13 protein-coding genes and 1 pseudogene are annotated in these 18,703 nt (G+C 55.8%); 9 read left to right on the top strand and 5 right to left on the bottom strand.

Annotated elements, in window-relative coordinates; genetic code table 11:
* The first annotated feature begins 19 nt into the window (after positions 1-19).
* Positions 20-2,266 carry a glycosyltransferase gene (locus QHL1GM_RS06915; RefSeq protein ID WP_071693801.1) on the top strand — a complete coding sequence of 749 codons (2,247 nt, stop codon included), beginning with the start codon at positions 20-22 and terminating at the stop codon, positions 2,264-2,266.
* Here QHL1GM_RS06915 and QHL1GM_RS06910 read toward each other — a convergent pair.
* The 3 genes and pseudogenes from QHL1GM_RS06910 to QHL1GM_RS06900 all read right to left on the bottom strand — a co-directional run bounded on the left by QHL1GM_RS06910 (position 2,248) and on the right by QHL1GM_RS06900 (position 5,230).
* Positions 2,248-2,952: a TVP38/TMEM64 family protein gene (locus QHL1GM_RS06910; protein WP_071693800.1), complete on the bottom strand. Its 705-nt coding sequence runs from the start codon at positions 2,950-2,952 to the stop codon at positions 2,248-2,250. The genes QHL1GM_RS06915 and QHL1GM_RS06910 overlap by 19 nt on opposite strands.
* Before the next feature lie 97 nt (positions 2,953-3,049).
* Positions 3,050-3,988: pseudogene (locus tag QHL1GM_RS06905) on the bottom strand (ABC transporter substrate-binding protein).
* A 60-nt stretch (positions 3,989-4,048) separates the two neighbouring features.
* Complete coding sequence (locus QHL1GM_RS06900; protein ID WP_071693799.1) at positions 4,049-5,230, bottom strand: TauD/TfdA family dioxygenase; 1,182 nt, start codon at positions 5,228-5,230, stop codon at positions 4,049-4,051.
* A 138-nt stretch (positions 5,231-5,368) separates the two neighbouring features.
* Here QHL1GM_RS06900 and QHL1GM_RS06895 point away from each other — a divergent pair, with 138 nt between their 5' ends.
* The 3 genes from QHL1GM_RS06895 to QHL1GM_RS06885 all read left to right on the top strand — a co-directional run bounded on the left by QHL1GM_RS06895 (position 5,369) and on the right by QHL1GM_RS06885 (position 7,367).
* Complete coding sequence (locus tag QHL1GM_RS06895; protein ID WP_071693798.1) at positions 5,369-6,235, top strand: LysR substrate-binding domain-containing protein; 867 nt, start codon at positions 5,369-5,371, stop codon at positions 6,233-6,235.
* Between the two features lie 182 nt (positions 6,236-6,417).
* Entirely contained in the window at positions 6,418-7,026 is a 609-nt protein-coding gene (locus QHL1GM_RS06890; RefSeq protein ID WP_071693797.1) for an FMN-dependent NADH-azoreductase, read from the top strand.
* A gap of 41 nt (positions 7,027-7,067) precedes the next feature.
* Positions 7,068-7,367, top strand: a complete 300-nt coding sequence (locus QHL1GM_RS06885) for an MGMT family protein (RefSeq protein ID WP_007113353.1) — start codon at positions 7,068-7,070, stop codon at positions 7,365-7,367.
* Between the two features lie 187 nt (positions 7,368-7,554).
* Here QHL1GM_RS06885 and QHL1GM_RS06880 read toward each other — a convergent pair whose 3' ends face one another.
* Together QHL1GM_RS06880 and QHL1GM_RS06875 are read right to left on the bottom strand one after the other, a co-directional pair.
* Positions 7,555-9,123 (bottom strand): bifunctional GNAT family N-acetyltransferase/carbon-nitrogen hydrolase family protein, encoded by a 1,569-nt coding sequence (locus QHL1GM_RS06880; protein WP_027960135.1) that lies wholly within the window; start codon positions 9,121-9,123, stop codon positions 7,555-7,557.
* 42 nt (positions 9,124-9,165) lie between these two features.
* Positions 9,166-10,080 (bottom strand): DMT family transporter, encoded by a 915-nt coding sequence (locus QHL1GM_RS06875; RefSeq protein WP_071693796.1) that lies wholly within the window; start codon positions 10,078-10,080, stop codon positions 9,166-9,168.
* A gap of 180 nt (positions 10,081-10,260) precedes the next feature.
* Between QHL1GM_RS06875 and QHL1GM_RS06870 the strand changes: the two genes are divergently transcribed.
* The 5 genes from QHL1GM_RS06870 to QHL1GM_RS06850 all read left to right on the top strand — a co-directional run bounded on the left by QHL1GM_RS06870 (position 10,261) and on the right by QHL1GM_RS06850 (position 18,655).
* Complete coding sequence (locus QHL1GM_RS06870; protein WP_071693795.1) at positions 10,261-12,282, top strand: NADPH-dependent 2,4-dienoyl-CoA reductase; 2,022 nt, start codon at positions 10,261-10,263, stop codon at positions 12,280-12,282.
* Between the two features lie 172 nt (positions 12,283-12,454).
* Positions 12,455-13,501 carry a low specificity L-threonine aldolase gene (locus QHL1GM_RS06865; RefSeq protein WP_071693794.1) on the top strand — a complete coding sequence of 349 codons (1,047 nt, stop codon included), beginning with the start codon at positions 12,455-12,457 and terminating at the stop codon, positions 13,499-13,501.
* Positions 13,502-13,794: 293 nt separating this feature from the next.
* Positions 13,795-15,717 carry a PrkA family serine protein kinase gene (locus tag QHL1GM_RS06860; protein WP_071693793.1) on the top strand — a complete coding sequence of 641 codons (1,923 nt, stop codon included), beginning with the start codon at positions 13,795-13,797 and terminating at the stop codon, positions 15,715-15,717.
* Positions 15,718-15,755: 38 nt separating this feature from the next.
* Positions 15,756-17,045: a YeaH/YhbH family protein gene (locus QHL1GM_RS06855; protein ID WP_071693792.1), complete on the top strand. Its 1,290-nt coding sequence runs from the start codon at positions 15,756-15,758 to the stop codon at positions 17,043-17,045.
* A 41-nt stretch (positions 17,046-17,086) separates the two neighbouring features.
* Positions 17,087-18,655: a SpoVR family protein gene (locus tag QHL1GM_RS06850; protein WP_071693791.1), complete on the top strand. Its 1,569-nt coding sequence runs from the start codon at positions 17,087-17,089 to the stop codon at positions 18,653-18,655.
* The last annotated feature ends 48 nt before the right edge of the window (positions 18,656-18,703 follow it).

Below are 18,703 nucleotides of genomic sequence, written 5' to 3'. Positions count from 1 at the left end.
CATTGAAAAGCGCTTTTAAATGCCACGACGCTCCTTTCTTCGCCTTTCCCGCCAGCGCTGGTTGCGGCTGTTCTTCTATCTTAATCTTGCCCTGGTGGTTGGGCTGATTGCCCACCAAATTTGGCTGTATGTGGCAGAGCCTAAATTTGAGTCCGTACATACCCTTGAAGTGGCTGATATTCGCGAGGTATTGAGGGAGCGAACCGACTACCGCTTTGCGGTGGTGGGCAATATCAATAACTCAGTGAACGTGTTTCAAGATGAGATCGTGCCACTCATCAATCAGGGCGGCATCGACTTTCTGATTTCCGCGGGAAATGCCGTGAATGGAGGGCGACAGGAGAGCTACCAGGCCATCTATCAGAGTCTGGAGCAGCTCAATGTTCCTTACTTACTCACCTACGGCGAAAACGAAGATAGTGATTTTGGTAGCTACCTGTTTTATGAATATTTTGGCCCACATTTCTACTCCTTTGTCGCGGGCAATAGCCACTTTATCTTTCTTGACGGTACCGGCAAATCCTCAACCTCTTGGCAGCTTGATTGGTTATCTCGGGAGCTCTCGGCCTCTGAAACACAGCATAAATTTTTGTTTGTTGGCTTGCCGCTGCACAACGTCGTGAGCGACGCGCCATTGTTTGAAGCGGACAATTACCTTAATGACCCCCGCTTAGCCGATGGCATTATGGCGCTGGCGGAGGATCATGCTGTTGATACCGTATTTTCCGCCAACTTAACGCTCTTTTCCCAGCAGACGATTAACGGCGTGGATTACGTGACCACCGGAGGCGCGGGAGGCATCCTCATCGATGCCGATAGCAGCTTTCATCACTACGTTATCGTCGATGTCGAAGGCGAGAATGTCGCCATTGCCCCCGTGCGTTTAAACGTAGATAGCCCCGGCTGGTGGCGGATGGTGAGTAGCGTGGCTTCCACCGTGTATGCGTTTTTCTACGTCAGCTATACGCGGTTTTTGCTGATTGTGGGTGTGTTGACACTGCTCGCGCTGCGTTTACATCGGCTGATTTTTGAAGACCGCGACTACTATCCCGATTTCGATATTGACCCGACGCCTTTTCTGGATAAGTCGCTGCGAGTGGCGATGGTATCCAATAACTACTTCCCGTTTGTTTCCGGGGTATCGGTGTCGGTGGATCGCCTGTGCAATGGCTTACGCGATCTAGGCCATGCAATCCAGCTGTTAGTGCCACGCTATCGAGAAGCGTGGCAGGACGACAGCTCAATCAAGCGCATCCCTACGCTGATGGCGTTTGGTCAGAAGGGTGAATTCCGGTTAACCAACCCGTTCAGCGTTCGTTTTCGCCGCTGCCTGCGGGTATTCAAGCCTGATCTTATTCACGTTCACCACCCCTTCTGGCTAGGCTCCATGGGTCTGTTTATGGGGCGTCGGCTTAAGGTGCCCGTGATTTACACCTATCACACCCGCCTGGAGCACTATGCCCACTTTGTGCCATTGCCCGGCGCGCTGTTTCGTAATCTGATCTCGCACTACCTGATCAAACGCTTTTCTAACCGCTGCCAAGGGGTGATTGTGCCCACCCACTCCGCCGAGGAGTATCTACGTATGATTGGGGTGAAAACGCCTACGCTGGTGCAGCCAACAGGGATAGATGTTGCGCGTTTTGCCCACGCGGAAGAGAGTGAGCTGGAAGCGTTGCGCGAGCAATTAGGTGTCGATCCTTCAAGCAAAATATTGATCAGCGTCTCTCGGATTAGCAAAGAGAAAAACATCGGCTTTATGCTGGAAGCCCTCGCCGAGCTTCAGGCACAGGGGCACGATGATCTTCATCTGCTACTGATTGGCGATGGGCCGGATCGCGAGGCGATTCAAGCCCAGATCGATACCTTGAAACTAACCTCGCAGGCTACCCTGATGGGCGCGGTGCCGCCTGACCAGATGGCGCTTTATTACCATCTAGGCGATGTGTTTGTGTTTGCCTCTACCTCGGAAACCCAGGGCATGGTGATTCTTGAGGCGATGTCAGCGGGGTTGCCGGTGGTGGCGGTGCGTTCCAGCGGTATTGATGACGTAGTGCGACAGGGGGTAAACGGTTTCAAAACGCCGCGAAACCGTCAGGCGTGGGGGCAAAAAGTCTTGGCGTTGAAAGATAACGCAGAGCTACGCCAGCAGTTAGGCAAGCAGGCCAGCCACTTTGCCGAAGAGTTTGATATTAAGAACTTTGCCTCAGCGGTGGCAACTTTTTACGCGGAAGTGTTGGCTAAATATCACTCGCCTTCGCGGTGAGGCTGCTTTTTTGCCGCTTGGCGCCGGTTGGCATAGCGCTTGAGGCCTATTAATAGGCCAACCCCGGCGGCGAGCCCAACGCCCGCTAGAATGAGATCTTTTGATGAGGCCGCGGTAAACAGCGCGCCTAGCTGACTACCCAATAAAATCACCGCTGCCAGCCCCGGCACGATGCCCAGGGTGGAGCCGATCATATAGTCGCGAAACTTAAGGTGAAAAGCGCCCGCCAGCATATTGGTGAGCGTGAAGGGGGCGAGCGGCAGCAGGTTAATCACCGTCATTGTCCGGATGCCACGTCGGGATAGGTAGCCGGAGAGACCGCGCAGATGGCGTCCGCCGTAGCGCATAAGCGCCTCGCGGCCCAGCCAGCGGCCTACCCAGTAAGACACAATCGATGAGGACAATGTACCCAGCGTGGCGTACGCCAGCCCCCATATCGGGCCAAACAGTAAGCCTGTCACTACTACCAGTAGGCTAAGCGGAAACATCACCAGCAGGGCGCTGGCGTAAGTGGCCATGACCGCGGCAAACATCCAGGGTGCGGTACGCCACTGGCGAATGTAACCGATAAACTCGGCAAGGCGCGCCTGGGTCAGTAGATCGTAGCGCTGTAGCAAATGCCACATAATGCCGAGTAGCACGACGACTACCAGCAGGCCAACGCCCTTGCTCAATGTCCGCGACATGCCCACTCCCATCGGCTAAAAAAGCGCTAGCATACGCTAGCCGTCCGATGGGATGAAGGCGCTTTTATACTAAGCGCAGTAGCTCATCAACGGTTGATTAGTTGTTGAGCTGGCCTTCAATGACCGGCCAGGCAGGGTCACCGTCAGTGGTGGTGACGTTTGCAAGCATGGCTTCAATGCGCTCTGGGTGGTCGTTGATCCACTGTTCGGCGACGTCGGCAAGGTCTTGCTCTTCCTGTCCAAACGCCTGAATCATCCAGCTCTGCTCTTCGGCAGAGAAGGTAAACTGCTCAAAGAAGGTCACGACGTTGGGATTGGCTTCAGCGTAGTCACTGCGCAGCAGCGTCAACACATCGCTTTCACCGTTGTTCTCACCGAACAGGTCTTCAGGATCTTCCAGGTAGCGCATGGGCAGTTCAAGGTTCATCCAGTGGGGCGTTCAGCCTACCCAGACGATCGGTTCTTGCCGAGAGATCGCATCACGTGCAGCGGACAGCATACCCACTTCACTGGTATCGACTACCTGCCAGTCGCCTAATCCCCAGCTGTCGTTATCAATAGCGTTGTGGAGAATTTCGCTGGCCGCTGAACCGGCACCAAAACCATGAATTTCGCCATCCAACTGGTCGCGGTAGTCATCAAGGTCGGCAAAGCTTTGCAGGCCATCATCAAAGAGGTATTCCGGCACCGCTAGGGTCATTTGCGCGCCGTCGACGTTATTCGCCACGTCAATCAGTACACCCGACTCCTTGCGAGGATCGAACATCTCACGCTGGGCGGGCAGCCAAGCGCCTAAGAAGGCGTCGATGTCGCCGCTTTCGATGCCTTGGTAAATCACCTGCAGCCCGATTTCCTGGGTGCTGGTTTCATAGCCCAGCGGGTTCAATAGCTGCTCGGCAATAGCGCTTTTTACCGTGATGCCGGGCCAGGCGGGCACACCAAAATCGAGGGTTTGGTCGTCGGCTTGCGCTGCCGATGCAAATAGCGCGGTGGTAGCGAGGGCAATGCCAGAGGCGAGAGGTTTAAGATGTGTCATACGATCTCCTTGCTAGGTTTTTGTCTAATGGGTGTTGTTGTTAGATAAATGAGTGCCGCGTTAATCGTTGCGGGCTAGCACGCGAAGGCGTGAAGCCAGCATATCGCGGTCTAAATAGGTGCCCTGGAGGTGGCGTGCACCGCTGTTGGGATCGAACTCGCGCCGTCCGTGAAGTACGCGGCGATTATCAAAAGCGACCATCTGCCCAGGGCGAAGCGTGAACTCCAGCTGGTGCGCTTCGCTGTGAAATAGCTTCCACAGTAGCGAGTAGGCACTGTACCAGGAGTCCATCTGCTCTACCGGCAGGTGCAGGGCGTCGCGAATCCAGTTGTTCAAGCGCATCTCGACCAGGTTGCCTGCACTATCCAGAGTGATCACCGGCGCCCGCATAGAAATATCGTGGGTTTCATCCTGAAAGCGAAAATCGATAGGCGTCTCGCTGAGAATGGTCAGCGCCGCTGGATCTTGATGGCGCAGGGATTCGACAACACGCGCTCCATCGGCAAACAGTGACTCGCCGCCGCTGGCGCCGTTTTGCAGGCAGTAGAGCAACTGAATATCGGGCGGTTGGCGCCAGTTGGGCAGATCGATATGCAGGGGCAAACCCACGGCGGTATACGCCGCGTTATTGGGGTTGGGTTTGGAGCGCACATCAAAACGGGCGCCAAAGTTCGTGGCGCGCAGGGGTCCAATACGCTCGGCTAAGCGGCTCACTTCCTCTTCTACCAGCGGGCCGTCGGTAATCAATGCCAACCCGTCGCGTAGCATGGCGGTTAGCCAGGCTTTTTCGCCCTGCGGTGTTAAAAAATCGCTATGGCGGATGCGCTCGGGAGTGAAGTGATCGACCCATGGCTGGGTATCGGGTACCGCAGAAGTCAGCTTGGCTTCCGGGCGGCGCTGATAAAGCCAGCCGCTATGAAAGGCACTGACATGTCCATCCTGCCAGGTCAAGTGTAAGTGCCCGTCCTGTAGCGCCACACTGGGTGGCTCTGTGATGGGTTCAAGCGGCAGGTAGAGCCTTTCGCGGGTCTGCGGATGACGGCAGGCCGGGCAGGCGCAATGGTCGCGCAGCCAGAGCAGGGGGAGGGTGGTCTGTTGACCGTCTTGCCATTCAAGGGCAACGCCATTGTGGACAAGCATCGCTTGAGTGAGTATCGGGCCCGCTTGATAAGGACTTAATTCACCCATTTCAGGGGCGTGGGAATGAGGTGTCGTGGGTGTGGTCTGTGCTGCGCTATTCATTAAAACTCCGATTCGCTCCCTTAATGGCATTCTAGAAGGGCTGTGCGTAGATGCTGTCTAGGATGCGGAGTAGCAACGGCAGTGACAAACGATTAATCTGACCCCTAAGACGTCATTTAATTTATAGGTCACTTTTTCATGAGCCAATTACCGCCTTTATTATGGCTGCAAGCGTTTGAATCTGCGGCGCGCACCTTGAGTTTTACCGCCGCAGGCAATGAGCTGGGCGTTACCCAAGCGGCCATCAGCCAACGCGTCAGGCTGTTGGAAGACCGCGTGGGGCAGAAGCTCTTTGTGCGCCATGCCCGCAGCTTGACGCTCACCCCCGCTGGGCAGGCGTGGCTGCCGAGCATCCACGATGCCTTTGCGCGTATCAGTGAGGGCACCCTAGAGGTCTTTGGTAGCACTTCAGAGCAGCCGGTGACGCTGCGAGCCACGCCGGTTATTCAGCAGACGTGGCTGGCGCCGCGTTTAATTGCCTTCCACCGGGCTCACCCCCAGGTGGCGATTCGCGTGGTGAGCGCTATCTGGCCTGACGACTTTGGCCCCGAAGGGGCAGATATCGAAATTCGCTATGGCAAAGGGGAGTGGACGGGCGTTGAAATGCAGCCGCTAGGCGAAGAGCAACTGCTGCCTGTTTGCTCGCAGGCATTGGCGGAGACGCTAACTGCGCCAAGCGATCTGGCTGGGCATACGCTGCTGCACGCCGTTGGTTTTGGCGTGGGGTGGCCGGGGTGGCTGCAGGAAGCGGGTGTTGCCCACCTGGAAGCGCAGTGCTGGTCACTCACTTGCGATAACCAGGTGATGACGTTAGCCCTGGCTAGCCAAAGTGGGGGTGTCGCGCTAACCCACCGCCGCTTAATGGAGCAGCGAAACGATTTAATGGCGCCTTTTGAGCTCAGTGTGCTAAGCGATGAACGCTTCTGGCTGGTGCGCCCTAGCCGACGCCACGTTAGCGACGAAGCCGCGCTGGTATGGCAGTGGCTTTGTGATTCTGTGGGGTAAAGGTCTAGTGCCTGTTTACGTATCCGCGTGAGTCGCGTGGCTCACCATCAGAATAGAGCAGATGTTATTCCCAATTTGATTCGATTTAATCGAATACAAGTCGGAAAACGTTGCGCTTTTGCTTATCGGAAAGCGCCGTAGAATAGCCTGCAATCCTTCCCTATACCATTTTGGTGCTTTCAATGACGACCCGTGCCCTAGTTATTACCTCTTCTATTCTGGCTGAAAACGGCCAATCCAATGCGCTGGCTAATCGCTTTATCGAGCAGGCGAGCGCCCGCAACGATATCGACGTTACCCAGCGTGATGTGGTGAAAAACTCGCTGCCTCACCTGGATATCAACGAGCTGGGCGCCTGGCAAGTGGCGGCCGCAGAGCGTACCGCTGAGCAGCAGGCGTTAGCCGCGCGCTCGGACGAACTGCTGGCTGAGCTGCGCGCCAATGATGTGCTGGTGATTGCGGTGCCGATGTACAACCTGGGTATTCCTTCACAGCTGAAGGCGTGGTTTGACCGTGTACTGCGTGCCGGAGAAACGTTCCGCTATACCGAAAACGGCCCGCAAGGCTTGGTAGAGGGCAAGCGCGCGATTATTCTGGCAGCGCGCGGTGGTCAGTACGCAGGCACCGAAATGGATAGCCAGACGCCCCACCTGAAAACCATGCTGGGTCTGATGGGAATTAAAGATACTCACTTGGTCTATGCTGAAGGCTTGAATATGGGCGAGCAGCAGCGCGACGCTGCCCTTAAAGAAGCTTTCCAGGCGATCGATCAACTGGTTGAGGGGCTTTAAGCACATTCAGAAGCGCCCTCCAGAAATAAAAGGATAGTCATATGGCTCGGCCGGAATTACTCGAACAGATCTACACCATTGTCGATCAAATTCCGCCGGGCCGGGTGACGACCTATGGCCGAATTGCCGCCATGACCGAAGGCGCCACCCCACGCATGGTAGGTTCGGCGATGCGCCACCTGCCGGATGGCCACCAGTTGCCTTGGCATCGCGTGATTGCATCGTCGTTGAAACTTGCCGATCACGGTGGCGCCGAGCGCCAGCATCGCAAGTTGCGTGATGAAGGTATCCTATTCGACGCCAAAGGCCGCGTGCCCGCGCACCTCGTCTGGCCTGATTAAGCTGCTGTCATTGCGAGGAGCCCGCGACGACGCAATCTAGGCAGAGGTGGCCATAACCCTGAGATTGCTTCGCTTCGCTCGCAATGACATTAACGCTTCGGTCACAATGACATTAGCGGAATCTGACGCGAACACAACAACGCCGCCCAATTGGGCGGCGTTGTTAATTTGCTTTACATCTCACACTTCAATCTTCCAGATTGGCACCGGATTTCCACGACCAGTCGCGCCAGCGTAGATCAAACAGATCCTTGCGGCGGTCTTTAAGGTTGGTTACCGAACCTTCGGCACGTACCACCGTTAGGCGGGTGAGATCCAAGTCCGAGAAGAAGATCATCTCGGTGTTAGGCGTGGTTTCCGCCAGTACCGCATCGTGGGGGAACGCGAAGTCAGACGGTGAGAACACCGCTGATTGGGCGTACTGGATATCCAGGTTTTCAATCGAGGGCAGGTTGCCGACGCTGCCGCAGAGCACTACGTAGCACTCGTTTTCGATCGCTCGCGCCTGACTGCAATGGCGCACGCGCAGGTAACCGTTTTTGGTGTCGGTCCAGAAGGGTACAAACAGAATGTCCATATCCTGGTCGGCCAGCAGGCGGCCAAGTTCCGGAAACTCCACGTCGTAGCAAATCAAGATACCCACGCGGCCAGCATCGGTATCAAACACCTGTAGCTCGTCACCGCCCTCAATCACCCAATCGCGGCGTTCTTGAGGGGTAATGTGCAGCTTGGCCTGGCGCTCAACGGTGCCGTCGCGGTGGAACAGGTAGGCGATGTTGTAGAGTCGGTCATCGTCACCCACTTCAATCATCGAGCCGCCGACAATATTGATGTTGTAGGAGACCGCCATACGCGAGAGTTCAGACTTAAAGCGCTCGGTAAAACCGGCCAAAAAGCGAATCGCGCCCATTTGATCCTGCTGGGCGGCGCGGTCCTGGAGGCCCATCAGCGGCGCGTTGAACAGCTCTGGGAAAACGGCAAAGTCACTCTGGTAGTCGGAGAGCGCATCTACGAAATATTCGATCTGCTGAAGCGCGGCTTCCACCGATGAAAATTCACGCATCTGCCACTGCACCGCGCCCACCCGCACTTGGGTCGGTTTGTTGTCGAGTACGCTGGCAGCGGGCTCAAACAGAATGTTGTTCCACTCCAACAGGGTGGCGTAGCCACGCGACTGCTCATCTTCCGGTAGGTATTTGCGCAAAAGGCGCTTTACCTGAAAGTCATTGGCTTGCTGAAAAGAGAGAATCGGATCGTAGATCTCTTTACGCGATACTTTATCAATGTATTGGGCCGGGGTGAGCTCATCGGCGTGCTGGTGGTACTCAGGAATACGTCCACCGGCTAGAATCGCCCGCAGGTTCATGGAGCGGCACAGCTCTTTACGCGCTTCGTAAAGGCGGCGGCCCAGGCGATAACCGCGGTAATCCGGGTGAATCAGCACATCCAGCCCGTACATAGCGTCGCCATCCTCGTCGTTGAGGATGATCTCACGATGGCCGATCAGGTCATCGTACTTATGCGGGTTGGAGAATTCGTCGTAATCCACCTGAACGGTGAGTGCTACACCCACCAGAAGGCCATCGTCTTCAATGGCGATTTGGCCGTCGGGAAATTCCTGGATTAGTTTGTCGATGGTGCGCTTCGGCCATGCTCCGCCAATATCGTGATAGACGGCGTCCATCAATGCCTTGAGCTGATCGTAGTCATCGCTCATTAGGTTGCGCAGATTAAGATGCAGTTCTTCCAGGGACATATCAGGGCTTCCCAGCGTTAGAAATCGACGGCCATTCTAGCATTATCGGGCGCTGCTCGGCTTATCCGAAGTTAAAACCCGTGTTAACGGGCGTGTCAGCGTTTGCGCCATAATGACCCCAGCCAGAATCAGCAGCCCACCGGTAAAGTGGAACCCCGCCACTTGTTCTCCCAAGAAGGCCATCGCAATTAACGCGCTAAATAGCGGCATTAAGTTGATGAAAATGCTCGATTGATTAGCACCGATCTGGCGCACCGCGCGCATCCATAAAAAGGTCGTAATGACGGAGGCGGGAATGCCCGCGTAGACAATCAGCCCGATATTCTGGCCATCAATAGGCGTCATTGGCCCCATCAAATAAGGCGGTAACAACAGCAGCACCGCAAAACAGACTTGTGCGTAGAGCATCACCCAGGGCGGTAAATTCATCGACCAGCGCTTGAGCATCACTCCATATAGCGCGTAGCAAGTGGCGGCTACCACCATCAGCGCATCACCGAGGGCAACCTCTAGCTGTAGCAGCGAGAGCGGATTACCGCGCCCTAGTAGAACGGTCACCCCCACGAAGGCCAGCACACCGCCCACGATGCCACCCACGGTCGGCGGCTCGCGTAGAATCAGCGCGCTAAGCAGTACCGTTAGCAACGGCACCATGGCGGCGAGAATGCCCATGTTGGTAGCGGTCGTTGTCTCTGCCGCCACATAGGCCAGCCCTTGCCATAGACCCATGCCCAGTAGCCCTAGCAGCGCCAATTTAGGCCACTGGCGGCGGATTTCGTCACGGTGGCGTAACGCTGCAGGCAGCACAAACGGGGTCATCACGGCGAGGGCGAGCAGCCAGCGTAGAAAAGCGATGCTGCTGGGTGCGATGGCGCCTACGCTAAGCTGATTAATGGTCATATTGCCCGACCAGATAAGCACGGTGGCGAGCGGCGGCAAAAAATACATCAAGGGCATAGCAACGGTTCCTTATCGTCAGCCGGTTAATGTGACGCGGATTCGCACGCTGGGCAAGAGGCAGACCGGCAAACCTAGCAATATTCAGATAGGTAAAGGTCTGTACGTTGCGGCAAGTATGTCATACGCTTGTTTGAATGTGTTTTGACAGTGTTACTAATAATACCAAGGAGTACCGTGATGACCCCTGCGCCCGCCTATCCGCATCTTTTCCGCCCGTTGACCATTGGCCATTTAACGCTGCCCAACCGCGTTTTGATGGGCTCGATGCATACCAACTTGGAAGAGGCGCCCAATGGCTTTGAACGTTTAGCTGCCTTCTATGCCGAGCGGGCGCGGGAAGGGGTTAGCCTGATCGTCACCGGCGGGATTGCCCCCAATGCCGAAGGCGCCGTATTCCAGGGCGCTCACGCGCTCGTTGATGAGGCACAACTGCCAGAGCACCGCCAAGTGGTAGACGCGGTGCATGCTGAGGGCGGTCATCTGTGTATGCAAATTCTTCACGCCGGACGCTACGCCTATTCGCCGGAGTTGGTAGCGCCTTCGGCTATTCAGGCGCCGATTAACCCCTTTATGCCCCGGGCACTCGCTAGCGATGAAGTTGAGCAGCAAATTGCCGACTACGTTCGCTGCGCAAGCTTAGCCCAGCAGGCGGGTTACGATGGCGTTGAGATCATGGGATCAGAAGGTTACCTGATCAATCAGTTTATCTGCCAGCGTACCAACCAGCGTGATGATGAGTGGGGCGGGGCGTTTGAAAACCGTATGCGCTTTGCCGTCGAGATTGTGCGCCGTGTTCGCGCAGCGGTGGGTGAACGTTTTGTGATTATCTTCCGCCTCTCGATGATTGACCTGGTCGAAGAGGGCAGCACCTGGGAGGAGGTCGTCACGCTGGGGCAGGCTATCGAAGCCGCCGGGGCGAACGTGATCAACACCGGTATTGGTTGGCACGAAGCGCGGGTTCCCACCATTGTGACCAGCGTGCCCCGCGCCGCCTTTACCGAGGTGACCCGGCGGATCAAATCAGCGCTGTCGATCCCGCTGATTACCACAAACCGTATCAATATGCCTGAGGTAGCCGAGCGCGTACTGGCGGCGGGCCATGCGGATATGGTCTCCATGGCGCGGCCTTTCCTGGCCGATCCTGCTTGGATTCGCAAAGCCGAAGAAGGCTTGGCGGAAGAGATCAATACCTGCATTGCCTGTAATCAGGCCTGCTTGGATCACACCTTTGCCGGAAAGCTGACCTCCTGTTTGGTCAACCCCCGTGCCTGTCATGAAACCGAGCTGGTGATAGAGCCCGCACAAACCCCTAAACGCGTCGCCGTAGTGGGCGGTGGGCCGGCCGGGTTGGCAACCGCAGTGACGGCGGCCAGTCGTGGGCATAGCGTGGTGCTGTTTGAGCAGCGCAGCGAGCTGGGTGGGCAGTTTAACTACGCGCGTAAGATTCCCGGTAAAGAGGAGTTTAACGAAACCCTGCGCTACTACCGGGTGATGCTGGAAAAATATGCGGTAGAGGTGCGTTTGAACACCACCGCGACTGAAGAAACCCTTGCCGACTTCGATGAGGTGGTCATGGCCACCGGCGTTCAGCCCCGCGAGCTAAGTCTGCCCGGTTACGATCACGGCAAGGTGCTGAGCTACGCCGAAGCGATTGAATCCCCAGAGCGCGTTGGACGTAAAGTGGCGGTGATTGGCGCGGGAGGTATAGGTTTTGATGTCTCCGAACTGCTGGCCCACCAAGGCCACCCAGCGTTGGACATTGCCGCGTGGTGCGACGAGTGGGGGGTTGATTTGGCAGTCGGCGAGCGGGGCGGTTTAAAAGCGCCGACGGCGCCCGCGGTTCCCCGCGAAATTGTCATGCTCCAGCGTAAAACCTCCAAGCCCGGCAAGTACCTGGGGAAAACCACCGGCTGGGTTCACCGCGCATCGCTTAAGCAGCGGGGGGTGAAAACCCTCACCGGCTGCGAATACCTGAAAATTGACGACGAGGGGCTGCATATTCGCCGCGATGGCGTTGACCAAGTGCTCGCCGTGGATAGCGTGGTGGTGTGCGCCGGGCAAGAGTCGGTGCGTGATCTGCTGGCCCCGCTGGAGCGCGCGCGGGCGGCGGTACATATAATCGGCGGCGCGGATGAAGCCAGTGAGCTGGATGCCAAGAGGGCAATTGAGCAGGGCACTCGATTAGCGGCGGGTTTGTAAAAAAGAGCACACGGACAGGTTGATAAGTAAGCGCTTAAAAGCGCGGGTGACGTTAGCCCATAAATGGCGATAGACTAAATGACTAATCTAGCTATTAAGAATAGCTAGATATTAAAGGCGCGAGTGGCACCCAGCTTGCGCCGTTTGATCGCCAGATAAAAGGACTGTCGTCATGACCTCGGAGTGTAGCCCGCGTTTTTTAGCCAGTGATAACACCTCCGGTATCTGCCCGGAGGCGATGGAATATCTGCTAGAAGCCAATCGTTGCGATGATTTGGCTTACGGTAACGATCTCTGGACAGCCCGCGCCGCGGATCGCTTTCGCGAGATGTTTGACTACGACTGCGATGTCTTCTTCGTTTTCAACGGCACCGCCGCCAACTCACTGGCGCTCTCTGCAATGGGACGCAGCTACCACAGCGTTATTTGCCACGAGCTGGCGCATATCGAAACCGACGAATGCGGTGGTCCCGAGTTCTTCTCTAACGGTGCAAAGCTGCTGACCTCACCGGGTGCCGACGGCAAGCTTACACCAGAAGGCATCGAGGCGCTGGTAACCAAGCGCAGCGATATTCACTATCCAAAACCGAAAGTGGTGTCGCTCACGCAAGCCACCGAAGTGGGCACGCTCTACTCCCGCGAAGAGCTCATGGCGATTCGCGCCATTGCCGATAAACATGACCTGCGCCTGCACATGGACGGCGCCCGCTTTGCCAACGCTTGCGCCAGCCTAAATGCCACCCCGGCCGAACTTACCTGGCAGGTCGGCGTGGACGCACTATGTTTTTCGGGTACCAAAAACGGCTTAGCGTTTGGCGAAGCGATCCTGTTCTTTAACCGTGAATTAGCCGAAGACTTTTCCTACCGCTGCAAGCAGGCGGGGCAGCTCGCGTCTAAAATGCGCTTTGTATCTGCCCCGTGGTTAGGGCTACTAGAAAGCGGCGCCTGGTTAACCAATGCCCAGCACGCCAACGAGATGGCGCGCTACCTATCGGAAGGGCTGCAGGCGCTACCCGGCGTATCGCTTATGTTCCCTACCCAGGCCAATAGCGTGTTCGTTGAATTACCGCCCCCGGCTATTGAAGCGTTGAAAGCCAGAGGCTGGACCTTCTATACCTTTATTGGCGCCGGTGGCGCTCGTTTCGTTTGTGCCTGGAACACCACCGTTGAACTGTTAGATGCTTTATTAGCCGATATGCGCGCGGTACTTGAGCGTTAAAGGCGCTAGTTCTCTGCTTTTTGCCGCTGTTTGGCACCTTCGACCTAGCGACGCCGCTGCATAGCGCAGCGGCGTCACTGCTTTGGCCCTTTGCGTTTATTTGAGATGCCCAGATTAACGCAACTATTCGTATGAATAATTCTCTTATCTATATCGCTGCTGCGTTGAAGGTTTTAGTCATCACTTTTTGCTAATGCTGACTACGCTAAAAAAAGCGACACCTCGTTTGGCACGCCGTTGCGAAACACTTGGCTTGACGGTGACTGCCTGGGGATGGGCCACAGGAGAGTTCCATGAGCATCTTTGATCACGTTCAAGACCGTTTTTCCCGCGTTCAGCAAGAGGACATAAGCCTGGAGGAGTACTTGGCGCTTTGTCGCCGTGATCCGAAGGTTTATGCCAGCGCCGCGGAGCGCATGCTGGAAGCCATAGGCGAGCCTGAAGTGATCGACACGGCGAAAGACCCGCGTCTATCACGTATTTTTTCCAATAAAGTGATTCGTCGCTATCCAGCCTTTGCCGAGTTTCACGGCATGGAGGAGGCCATTGAGCAAATTGTCTCCTACTTCCGCCATGCGGCCCAAGGGCTTGAAGAGCGCAAACAGATTCTCTACCTGCTTGGCCCTGTGGGCGGTGGTAAATCGTCGCTGGCTGAGCGACTTAAGCTGCTGATGGAGCGAATTCCGTTCTACGCCATTAAGGGCTCGCCGGTCTACGAGTCGCCGCTTGGCCTGTTCTCGCCCGAAGAGGACGGCGAACTGCTTGAGAAAGAGTACGGTATTCCACAGCGTTATTTGCGCAGTGTGATGTCGCCCTGGGCGGCGAAGCGACTGAAAGAGTACGGCGGCGATATCTCCCAGTTCCGGGTAGTGCGTTTGTACCCATCACGGCTTAACCAGATCGCTATTTCCAAAACCGAGCCGGGGGATGAGAACAACCAGGATATTTCGTCGCTGGTGGGTAAAGTCGATATTCGCCAACTGGAGCTCTATTCCCAGGATGATCCGGATGCCTACAGCTTCTCCGGCGGTTTATGCCGTGCCAACCAGGGGCTGATGGAGTTTGTGGAGATGTTCAAAGCGCCGATCAAGGTGCTGCATCCACTGCTTACCGCGACGCAAGAGGGCAACTACAACCCCACCGAAGGCATGGGGGCGATTCCCTTTGATGGCGTGATTCTGGCTCACTCCAACGAGTCGGAGTGGCAGGCGTTCCGCAATAACCGCAACAATGAAGCGTTCCTTGACCGGGTCTATATCGTCAAAGTGCCTTATTGCCTGCGGGTTACCGAAGAGATCAAAATCTATCAAAAGCTGCTCGAGGACTCGTCGCTTAACGCTGCGCCCTGCGCCCCGGATACACTGCGCATGCTGGCCCAATTCTCGGTACTGTCACGGCTAAAAGCGCCGGAAAACTCCAATATCTACTCGAAAATGCGCGTCTACGACGGTGAAAATCTGAAAGACACCGACCCCCGCGCCAAGTCGATTCAGGAGTACCGCGACGCCGCAGGCGTGGACGAGGGCATGCAGGGCCTCTCCACCCGCTTTGCGTTCAAGATTCTCTCCAAGGTATTTAACTTCGACAGCACCGAGGTGGCCGCCAACCCTGTGCATTTGTTGTATGTGTTGGAGCAGGCGTTGGAGCGGGAACAGCTGCCGTCGGAAGTGTTTGAGCGCTACTTGGGCTTTATCAAAGAGTATATGGCGCCCCGCTACGTGGACTTTATTGGTAAGGAGATACAGACCGCTTACCTCGAATCCTATAGCGAGTACGGCCAAAACATCTTTGACCGCTACGTGACTTATGCTGATTTCTGGATTCAGGATCAGGAGTACCGTGATCACGAAACCGGCGAGCTGCTAAACCGTCAGTCGCTTAACGAAGAGCTGGAGAAAATCGAAAAGCCAGCGGGCATCTCAAACCCCAAAGACTTCCGCCACGAGGTGGTCAATTTTGTGCTGCGGGCGCGGGCGCAAAACAACGGTATGAACCCGAGCTGGCAGTCCTATGAAAAGCTTAAAGGCGTTATTGAACACAAAATGTTCGCCAATACCGAAGAGCTGTTGCCGGTGATTTCGTTCAATGCCAAGGCTTCCCGGTCGGATCAGAAAAAGCACGAAGACTTTGTGGCGCGAATGGTCGATCGCGGCTACACCGAAAAGCAGGTGCGGTTGCTATCCGAGTGGTATCTGCGCGTGCGCAAGTCCCAGTAACGGGTGGCGTGCTTAGGATGGGTGTCTAAGGAGGTCGTATGACCTACTTTATTGATCGAAGGCCAAACGCGAAACATAAAAGCGCGGTAAACCGCCAGCGCTTTTTGGAGCGCTACCGTAAGCATATCAAGCGTTCGGTTGAAGAGGCCGTTAACCGCCGTTCAATTACCGATATGGAGCGCGGTGAAAAAGTCTCGATTCCGGCGAAGGATATCTCCGAACCGGTCTTCCAGCATGGTCCGGGTGGGGCGCGTAATATCGTTTCACCCGGGAATAAAGAGTTTGTCGCCGGTGATAAGATCCGCCGCCCCAGCGGGCAGGGGGGCGGCAGCGGCGCAGGCGAGGGCGGTGCTTCGAACCAGGGGGAAGGCGTCGATGAGTTCGCCTTTACGCTGAGCCGCGAGGAGTTTTTGGAGTTTGTGTTTGATGGCTTAGAGCTGCCTCATTTGCAGCGCAAGCCGTTGAAGTCGCTGGAAGAGGTCAAAATGGTGCGGGCAGGGCTCTCCCGGGACGGTGTACCGTCGCGGATAAGCATTACCCGTTCGATGCGCGAAGCCTATGCCCGGCGGATTGCTATGCGCGCGCCGATTAAACGGGCGCTAAAAGAGGCGCTGGAAGCGCTGGAGGCTGAAGAGCGCAAGGACACCGTACTGCGTAACCCAACCCGCATTGCCGAGCTGAAAGCCGAAATTGAGCGCCTGGAGAAGCGTATTGAGGGCGTGCCGTTTATTGATACTTACGACCTGCGCTACCACCAGCTAAGCGCACAGCCGCAGCCCTCCAATCAAGCTGTGATGTTTTGCGTCATGGATGTCTCCGGTTCGATGACCCAAAACCACAAAGACATCGCCAAGCGGTTTTTCCTGCTGCTCTATCTGTTCTTAGAGAAGCACTACGAGAAAGTCGAGCTGGTTTTTGTGCGCCACCATACGGCCGCCCGGGAAGTCAGCGAAGAGGAGTTTTTCTACTCGCGGGAAACCGGCGGTACGATTGTTTCCAGTGCGTTGAACCTGGTGAATAAAATCATCGAAAAGCGTTATCCCGTTGGTCAATGGAATCTGTATGTGGCCCAGGCTTCCGATGGCGACAACTGGGACGATGACTCGAATATTTGCCGCGACTTACTGATCAAACAGCTAATGCCGCAGCTGCAATACTACGCCTACGTTGAGATCACGCCTCACGACCATCAGTCACTGTGGCATGAATACGAAAGTGTGGTGAAAGAGTTCCCCGAGCGCTTTGCCATGCGCCAAATCGTGGAGGCGGGCGATATTTATCCGGTCTTTCGTGAACTGTTTAAGCGTCGCTTAAGCCAGTCCCAGTGACCTTATATACAGGTTAGTGACCGCGTGTAGAGGAGTGGGCTATGAGTGCGACCCGCAAGCGTAAGCCGATTGCTACCGGCTCCGATTGGAACTTCAGTGTGCTGGAGCGTTTTGAAGCGGAGCTGGCCAGGCTCGCCGATGAGTATCGGCTGGATACCTATCCCAATCAGATAGAAGTCATCACTACCGAACAGATGATGGATGCTTACGCCAGTGTGGGCATGCCGGTGGGCTATCATCACTGGTCGTTCGGTAAGCAGTTTCTAGCCGTGGAGCAGGCGTACAAGCGCGGCCAGATGGGGCTGGCCTATGAACTGGTGATCAATTCTGACCCCTGCATTGCCTACCTAATGGAGGAGAACACGCTGATGATGCAGGTGTTGGTGATGGCTCACGCCTGCTACGGTCACAACTCCTTTTTTAAAGGTAACTACCTGTTCCGTACCTGGACCGACGCCTCATCAATCGTCGATTACCTGGTGTTTGCGCGCAAATATATCGCCCAGTGTGAAGAGCGTCACGGCGTGCAGGCCGTTGAGCAGTTACTGGATGCTTGCCATGCGCTACAAAACTACGGTGTAGACCGTTACAAGCGGCCCTCGCCGATCTCAGCCGAAGAGGAAGCAAAGCGCCAGGAGGAGCGTGAGAGCTACCTGCAAACCCAGGTCAATATGCTCTGGCGTACTATTCCAGAGGCACCTATCAGCGATTCACCGCTGGCGGCGGGTAGCCTGCATGCCGATGATGACCCGTTGGGCTTACACAGCGGCGGCCACTACCCTCCGGAGCCTCAAGAGAACCTGCTTTACTTTATTGAAAAAAATGCTCCGCTGCTGGCGCCTTGGCAGCGTGAAATCGTGCGGATTGTACGCAAGCTGGCGCAGTATTTTTATCCCCAGCGGCAAACCCAGGTAATGAATGAGGGCTGGGCGTGTTTTTGGCACTACACACTGATGAATAGGCTCTACGACGATGGCAATGTCGATGAGGGGTTAATGCTGGAGTTTTTGCAGTCCCATGCGGCGGTCATTAACCAGCCAGCATTTGATAATCCTCATTTCAGTGGGATTAATCCCTATGCACTTGGCTTTGCCATCTTTATGGATATTAAGCGGGTCTGTGAAGCTCCCACCGATGAGGATCAAGAGTGGTTTCCTGATATAGCGGGCACCCCGTGGCGGGAAACGTTGGAGTTTGCGATGCGCAACTTTAAGGATGAGTCGTTTATTCAGCAGTTTTTATCGCCGAAGGTGATGCGTGATCATAAGCTGTTTTTGGTGGTGGATGACGATCAGATGGAGAATCTGGAAGTCGCTGCCATTCATAACGAACAGGGCTACCGTCAGGTTCGAGAAGCGCTTGCCACCCAGTACGCGCTCTCTGTCCGGGAACCCAATATCCAAGTGGTCGAAGCGTCTATTCGCGGGGATCGTTCTTTAACGCTTCATCACGTGCAGGATAGCCGCCGTCCATTAGGACGCAGCGTTTATCCGGTCATTCGCCATTTGCAGCAGCTGTGGGGGTTTCCCGTACATCTTGTCTCTTTGGAAGAGGGGCGGGTAACGCGGCGGTTTCACTGGCCGGTAGAGGACGAGAGCCCGACCTCTTAGCCGCTAGCGTGTCTTAAACAAAACTACCCCGCACATTAGGCGGGGTAG

Origin of the sequence: Halomonas sp. QHL1, assembly GCF_001882345.1 — a bacterium.
Lineage (GTDB): Bacteria > Pseudomonadota > Gammaproteobacteria > Pseudomonadales > Halomonadaceae > Vreelandella.
This window is presented reverse-complemented; position numbering and strand designations above follow the sequence as displayed.